This is a genomic window from Pseudomonas sp. NPDC089534, assembly GCF_044749305.1.
GTDB lineage: Bacteria > Pseudomonadota > Gammaproteobacteria > Pseudomonadales > Pseudomonadaceae > Aquipseudomonas > Aquipseudomonas ekonensis.
Genome location: NZ_JBIVHR010000165.1, coordinates 1 through 5,890, shown reverse-complemented (window position 1 = coordinate 5,890; position 5,890 = coordinate 1). Strand labels below are relative to the sequence as shown.

The 5,890-nt window shown below is 62.6% G+C and carries 8 protein-coding genes and 1 pseudogene; all 9 read right to left on the bottom strand.

Going from position 1 to position 5,890, the window contains the following annotated elements; genetic code table 11:
- A pseudogene (locus ACIP0B_RS27680) lies at positions 1-547 on the bottom strand (23S rRNA (adenine(2503)-C(2))-methyltransferase RlmN); the annotation flags it as partial.
- 29 nt (positions 548-576) lie between these two features.
- On the bottom strand, positions 577-1,002 hold the full coding sequence (gene ndk / locus ACIP0B_RS27675; protein WP_003227894.1) for a nucleoside-diphosphate kinase: 426 nt from the start codon (positions 1,000-1,002) through the stop codon (positions 577-579).
- An 88-nt stretch (positions 1,003-1,090) separates the two neighbouring features.
- The gene (iscX, locus tag ACIP0B_RS27670) at positions 1,091-1,291 is read right to left on the bottom strand and encodes a Fe-S cluster assembly protein IscX (protein WP_400838221.1); all 201 of its coding nucleotides are present in this window, start codon (positions 1,289-1,291) and stop codon (positions 1,091-1,093) included.
- 14 nt (positions 1,292-1,305) lie between these two features.
- Positions 1,306-1,647, bottom strand: coding sequence for an ISC system 2Fe-2S type ferredoxin (gene fdx, locus ACIP0B_RS27665; protein WP_400838218.1), 342 nt, complete (start codon positions 1,645-1,647; stop codon positions 1,306-1,308).
- Positions 1,647-3,512 carry a Fe-S protein assembly chaperone HscA gene (gene hscA, locus ACIP0B_RS27660; RefSeq protein ID WP_400838215.1) on the bottom strand — a complete coding sequence of 622 codons (1,866 nt, stop codon included), beginning with the start codon at positions 3,510-3,512 and terminating at the stop codon, positions 1,647-1,649. The genes fdx and hscA overlap by 1 nt, the downstream gene beginning before the upstream one ends.
- A gap of 51 nt (positions 3,513-3,563) precedes the next feature.
- Positions 3,564-4,085 carry a co-chaperone HscB gene (gene hscB, locus ACIP0B_RS27655; RefSeq protein WP_400838213.1) on the bottom strand — a complete coding sequence of 174 codons (522 nt, stop codon included), beginning with the start codon at positions 4,083-4,085 and terminating at the stop codon, positions 3,564-3,566.
- Positions 4,086-4,093: 8 nt separating this feature from the next.
- A complete protein-coding gene (gene iscA / locus ACIP0B_RS27650) occupies positions 4,094-4,417 on the bottom strand; it encodes an iron-sulfur cluster assembly protein IscA (protein ID WP_085586639.1) in 324 nt (107 codons plus the stop codon).
- Positions 4,418-4,448: 31 nt separating this feature from the next.
- Positions 4,449-4,835, bottom strand: a complete 387-nt coding sequence (gene iscU / locus ACIP0B_RS27645; protein WP_002552476.1) for a Fe-S cluster assembly scaffold IscU — start codon at positions 4,833-4,835, stop codon at positions 4,449-4,451.
- A gap of 83 nt (positions 4,836-4,918) precedes the next feature.
- Positions 4,919-5,890: IscS subfamily cysteine desulfurase (locus tag ACIP0B_RS27640; RefSeq protein ID WP_400838211.1), on the bottom strand; the 972-nt coding region annotated here is incomplete at its 5' end.

Below are 5,890 nucleotides of genomic sequence, written 5' to 3'. Positions count from 1 at the left end.
GCTGAACTTCGACAACGTCGAAGTTCAGCAGCGGTTCGCCCATGCCCATCATCACCACGTTGGTGATGGCGCGGTCGATGGTGGCCGGAACGCTGCCGAAGGATTTGTTCGCGATCCACACCTGGCCGATGACTTCGGCGGCGGTGAGGTTGCTGTTGAAGCCTTGCTTGCCGGTGGAGCAGAAACTGCAGTCCAGGGCACAGCCTGCCTGGGACGAAACGCAGAGGGTGCCGCGCTTGCCCTGGGGAATGTACACGGTCTCGACACAGCTGCCGGACGCCACGCGCACCACCCACTTGCGGGTGCCGTCGCTGGAGATGTCCTCGCTGACCACTTCGGGACCGCGAATTTCGGCAACGGCCTTGAGCTTTTCGCGCAAGGCCTTGCCGACGTTCGTCATGGCGTCGAAATCATCCACGCCAAAGTGGTGAATCCATTTCATAACCTGACCGGCACGGAAACGCTTCTCCCCGATTGAGTCGAAGAATTTTTCCATTTCCGGCTGGGTCAGACCCAGCAGGTTGGTTTTAGCAGTCGATGTCGTCATGGATTCACCTTCACTCTTTAAGCCAATGCTTAGCGAGTGGTTACTTCGGTAGCTGCGAAGAAGTACGAGATTTCGCGAGCGGCAGCGGCTTCGGAGTCCGAACCGTGAACGGCGTTGGCGTCGATCGACTCGGCGAAGTCAGCGCGGATGGTGCCGGCAGCAGCTTCTTTAGGGTTGGTGGCGCCCATCAGCTCACGGTTGCGAGCGATGGCGTTTTCGCCTTCCAGAACCTGAACGACCACTGGACCGGAGATCATGAAAGCAACCAGGTCACCGAAGAAACCGCGCTCTTTGTGCTCAGCGTAGAAGCCTTCGGCTTCGGCTTTGGACAGTTGCTTCATTTTCGAAGCGACCACTTTCAGGCCAGCCTTTTCGAAACGGGTAACGATTTCGCCGGCAGCGCCTTTTGCAACGGCGTCAGGCTTGATGATGGAGAAAGTACGTTGAACAGCCATGGTGTAACTCCAGAAACGGTAATTTGCGAAAAATTAAACCCGCGAATTATACGCGGGTTCTTGGGTATTGCCTAACCTGCGAGGACGATCAGTCTAACTCGTCGGCCCAGAGCGTCTGAACCGCTTCCAACACCTTCTCGCCCACACGGCCCGAGTCGTTGTCGAAATCCGGCAGCGCCATGATCCATTTTTGCAGGTCGACGAAATTGACAGAGTACGGATCGACGCCCGGATGGGCCTCGGCCAGCTCTTCTGCAATGCGTTGAACATCATGCCAGCCGTAGCTCATGACAGTCTCACCAGTCAGTGCGGCGCTTCGGCCGCATGGTTAAGCGAATATTTCGGGATTTCGATGGTCAGGTCTTCTTCACCGACGATCACCTGGCAGGCAAGCCGCGATTCCCGCTCAAGCCCCCAGGCCTTGTCGAGCATATCCTCTTCCAGCTCGTCGGCTTCTTCAAGCGAGTCGAACCCGTCGCGGACGATGCAGTGGCAGGTGGTGCAGGCGCAGACGCCGCCACAGGCGCTTTCCATCTCGATGTGGTGCTCATGGGCCAACTCAAGAATGTTTGTACCGGGCGTCACCTCCACGACCAACCCTTCCGGGCAGAACTTCTCGTGTGGCAGAAAAATGACCTGCGGCATCAGTTATCCTCGATTTCATTCAGGTTGCGCCCCGCCAGCGCGGCTTTCACCGTCGAATCCAGGCGGCGGGCGGCAAAGGCGTCGGTCACTTGCGACAGACGCTTGGTCTGCTGCTCGATGGCAAAGCCATCGGTACCTTTCATCAGTTCGGTCAGTTCCTGCACCTGCAGGTCGATGACCATGCGCTCTTCGGCGTCCAGCAGGCGCTCGCCGTCGGCGTCCAAGGCAGCCTGAACCGCCTCGACCAGACGCTGGGCGTCGACCTGATGCTCGCGCAGGACACGGGCGACCTTGTCGTCATTGGCGTGCTGGAACGAATCCTTGAGCATTTTTGCGATTTCGCCGTCGGTCAGTCCGTAGGACGGCTTGACCTGGATGCTGGCCTCGACGCCCGAGCCCAGTTCACGGGCGGAGACGCTGAGCAGGCCGTCGGCATCGACCTGGAAGGTCACGCGGATCTTCGCCGCGCCGGCCACCATCGCCGGGATCCCGCGCAATTCGAAACGCGCCAGGGAGCGGCAGTCGCTGATCAGCTCGCGCTCGCCCTGCAGCACATGGATCGCCATGGCCGACTGGCCGTCTTTGTAGGTGGTGAAGTCCTGGGCGCGGGCGACCGGGATGGTGGTGTTGCGCGGAATCACCTTCTCCATCAGCCCGCCCATGGTTTCCAGCCCCAGGGACAGCGGAATCACGTCGAGCAGCAGCAGTTCGCCGCCGTCACGCTTGTTGCCGGCCAGGGTGTCGGCCTGGATCGCGGCCCCGATGGCCACCACTTGATCCGGGTCGATGGAGGTCAGCGGCTGACGGCCGAAAGCTTCGGCGACGGCCTCGCGCACACGCGGTACGCGGGTCGAACCGCCGACCATGACCACGGCGTGGACGTCTTCAAGCTCAATGCCCGAGTCACGCACCGCGCGGCGGCAGGCCTTGAGGCTGCGCGCGACCATCGGCTCGATCAGCGCGTCGAACGCCTCGCGGGTCAGCTGCGCCTTCCAGTCGCCGTAGACCACCTCAACGGCAGCGGCGTCGGTCAGCGCTTCTTTCGCCGCACAAGCGGTCTGCAGCAGATTGCGTTGCGCGCCCGGATCGAGGTCGGCGGACAGGCCGGCGCCCTCGATGATCCAGCCAGCGATGGTGTGGTCGAAGTCATCGCCGCCCAGGGCGCTGTCGCCGCCGGTGGCCAGCACTTCGAAGACACCGCCGGTCAGGCGCAGGATGGAAATGTCGAAGGTGCCGCCGCCCAGGTCATAGATCGCGACCAGGCCTTCGGCGTGCTGATCCAGACCATAGGCCACAGCGGCGGCGGTCGGCTCGTTGAGCAGGCGCAGCACGTTCAGGCCGGCGAGCTTCGCCGCATCCTTGGTGGCCTGGCGCTGAGCGTCATCGAAATAGGCCGGCACCGTGATCACCGCACCGACCAGCTCGCCGCCCAGCGTCGCTTCGGCACGCTGGCGCAGCACCTTCAGGATGTCGGCGGAGACTTCGACCGGGCTTTTCGGCCCTTGGACCGTGTCGATGAACGGCATGTGCGACTCGCCGCCGACGAAGCGGTACGGCAGTTGCTCGCCCAGTTGCTTGACGTCGGACAGGCCACGCCCCATCAGGCGTTTGACCGACAGCACGGTGTTCAGGGGATCGGAGGACGCGGCCAGCTTGGCCGACTCGCCGACCTCGACGCGGTCGGCGTGATACCGCACGGCGGACGGCAGGATCACCTGCCCTTGGGCGTCGGCCAGAGGCTCGGAAAGACCACTGCGCAACGCAGCGACCAGCGAATTGGTAGTGCCCAAGTCGATCCCCACAGCCAGACGGCGCTGGTGCGGTTGAGGACTTTGGCCGGGTTCGGCGATCTGCAGTAGGGCCATCGTGATCAGGACTTATCTGTATATCAGGCGTGCGACCGGAGCGGCACTGGGTTAATCGTCGAGGCGCTCTTCTAACTGGCGCACTTCGTAGGAGAGCTTGTCGAGGAACTGCATGCGCCGCATCAGGCGTTCGGCCTGCTCGCGTTGCGCCGCGTCGTTCCAGCAGGCTGCGAAGCTTTCGTTCAATCGATCCTGGGCGGTCTTCAGCCGGCGCTTGAAGACGGCGACACCGTCCAGGTCGGCGCTGTCCTGCAGATCCTCGAGTTCCTCGCGCAGCTCCATCTGCTGCAGCAGGAACTCCGGATCGTGCACCGTGACCTCCAGCGGCAGCTCGCGCCCGCTCATGGTGAGCAGGTAGCGCGCACGCTGCGGGGGGCTCTTGAGGGTCTGGTACGCCTCGTTGAGCCGGGCGGACTGCTCCAGCGCCAGCCGCTGCTCGCGCTCGGAGGCGTCGGCGAAGCGGTCAGGGTGAACGCCTCGCGCCAGCTCGCGGTAGCGCGTGGCCAGTTGCTCGAGATCCAGGCGGAAATCCGGTTGCAGGTCAAACAGGGCGAAATGACAAGGAATACCCACGAGCGGCCTCAGACGTTGAAGCTTTCGCCGCAGCCACACTCACCGCGCACGTTGGGGTTGTTGAACTTGAAGCCTTCGTTCAACCCTTCCTTGACGAAGTCGAGTTCGGTGCCGTCCAGGTAGGCCAGGCTCTTGGGATCGATGATCACCTTTTCGCCATGGCTTTCGAACACCTGGTCGTCTTCGCCCAGGGCATCGACGAATTCCAGCACATAGGCCAGCCCCGAGCAGCCCGTGGTGCGGACGCCCAGGCGGATCCCTTCGCCCTTGCCGCGACCGTCCAGGGAACGGCGCACGTGCTTGGCGGCGGCTTCTGTCATGCTGATGGCCATCGAGACTCCTTACATCTTGCGATGTGTGCTGTTAGAGCAAACCTTTCTTCTGCTTGTAGTCGCGCACGGCCGCCTTGATGGCGTCCTCGGCGAGCACGGAGCAGTGGATCTTCACCGGCGGCAGGGCCAGTTCTTCGGCCAGCTGGGTGTTCTTGATGGTTTCGGCTTCGTCCAGGGTCTTGCCCTTCATCCACTCGGTGGCCAGGGAGCTGGAAGCGATCGCCGAGCCGCAGCCGTAGGTCTTGAACTTGGCGTCTTCGATCACGCCCTGCTCGTTGACCTTGATCTGCAGGCGCATCACGTCGCCGCACGCCGGAGCGCCGACCATGCCGGTGCCGACATCCGGGTCTTCGGCGTTCATCTTGCCGACGTTGCGCGGGTTTTCGTAGTGGTCGATGACCTTTTCGCTGTAAGCCATGATGCTTAATCCTCACTCATCAGAGAGTCGCTCTTTGGGCCCTGCTGCCTCTGGCCGCAGGGCTGGTTCGCGGCGACTTGAAATCAGTGTGCCGCCCACTCGATCTTCGAAATGTCGACACCGTCTTTGTACATGTCCCACAGCGGCGACAGGGCGCGCAGCTTGGTGACGGCCTCGCAGACTTTCTGCGCGGCGTAGTCGATCTCTTCTTCGGTGGTGAAGCGGCCGAAGGTGAAGCGGATCGAGCTGTGCGCCAGTTCGTCGTTGCGGCCCAGGGCACGCAGCACATACGAAGGCTCCAGCGACGCCGAGGTGCAGGCCGAACCGGACGATACCGCCAGGTCCTTGAGCGCCATGATCAGCGACTCGCCTTCGACATAGTTGAAGCTCAGGTTCAGGTTGTGCGGAACGCGGGCGGTCAGGCTGCCGTTGACGTACAGCTCTTCCAGGTGCTCGACCTGCTTGTAGAAGCGATCGCTCAAGGCCTTGATCCGCACGTTCTCGGCGGCCATGTCTTCCTTGGCCACGCGGAAGGCTTCGCCCATGCCGACGATCTGGTGGGTCGCCAGGGTGCCGGAACGCATGCCGCGCTCGTGACCGCCGCCGTGCATGGTCGCTTCGATGCGCACGCGCGGCTTGCGGCTGACGTACAGCGCGCCGATGCCTTTAGGGCCGTAGGTCTTGTGGGCGGAGAACGACATCATGTCGACCTTCAGCTTCTGCAGGTCGATCTCGACCTTGCCGGTGGACTGAGCGGCGTCGACGTGGAACAGGATGCCTTTGGAACGGGTCAGCTCGCCGATGGCGGCGATGTCGTTGACGGTGCCGATCTCGTTGTTCACGTGCATCACCGACACCAGGATGGTGTCTTCGCGCAGGGCGGCTTCAACCATTTCCGGGGTGACCAGACCGTCTTCACGAGGCTCGATGTAGGTCACTTCGAAACCTTCGCGCTCCAGTTGGCGCATGGTGTCGAGGACAGCCTTGTGTTCGATCTTGGTGGTGATCAGGTGGTGCAGGTCGAGGTTGAGCCGGCCCTTGCGGATCCGGTAGCC

Bases quoted from the DNA above. Each gene is read 5' to 3' on its own strand.
- ndk (WP_003227894.1), bottom strand. From the start codon at position 1,002: ATGGCTGTTCAACGTACTTTCTCCATCATCAAGCCTGACGCCGTTGCA.
- iscX (WP_400838221.1), bottom strand. From the start codon at position 1,291: ATGAGCTACGGCTGGCATGATGTTCAACGCATTGCAGAAGAGCTGGCC.
- fdx (WP_400838218.1), bottom strand. From the start codon at position 1,647: ATGCCGCAGGTCATTTTTCTGCCACACGAGAAGTTCTGCCCGGAAGGG.
- hscA (WP_400838215.1), bottom strand. From the start codon at position 3,512: ATGGCCCTACTGCAGATCGCCGAACCCGGCCAAAGTCCTCAACCGCAC.
- iscA (WP_085586639.1), bottom strand. From the start codon at position 4,417: ATGGCCATCAGCATGACAGAAGCCGCCGCCAAGCACGTGCGCCGTTCC.
- iscU (WP_002552476.1), bottom strand. From the start codon at position 4,835: ATGGCTTACAGCGAAAAGGTCATCGACCACTACGAAAACCCGCGCAAC.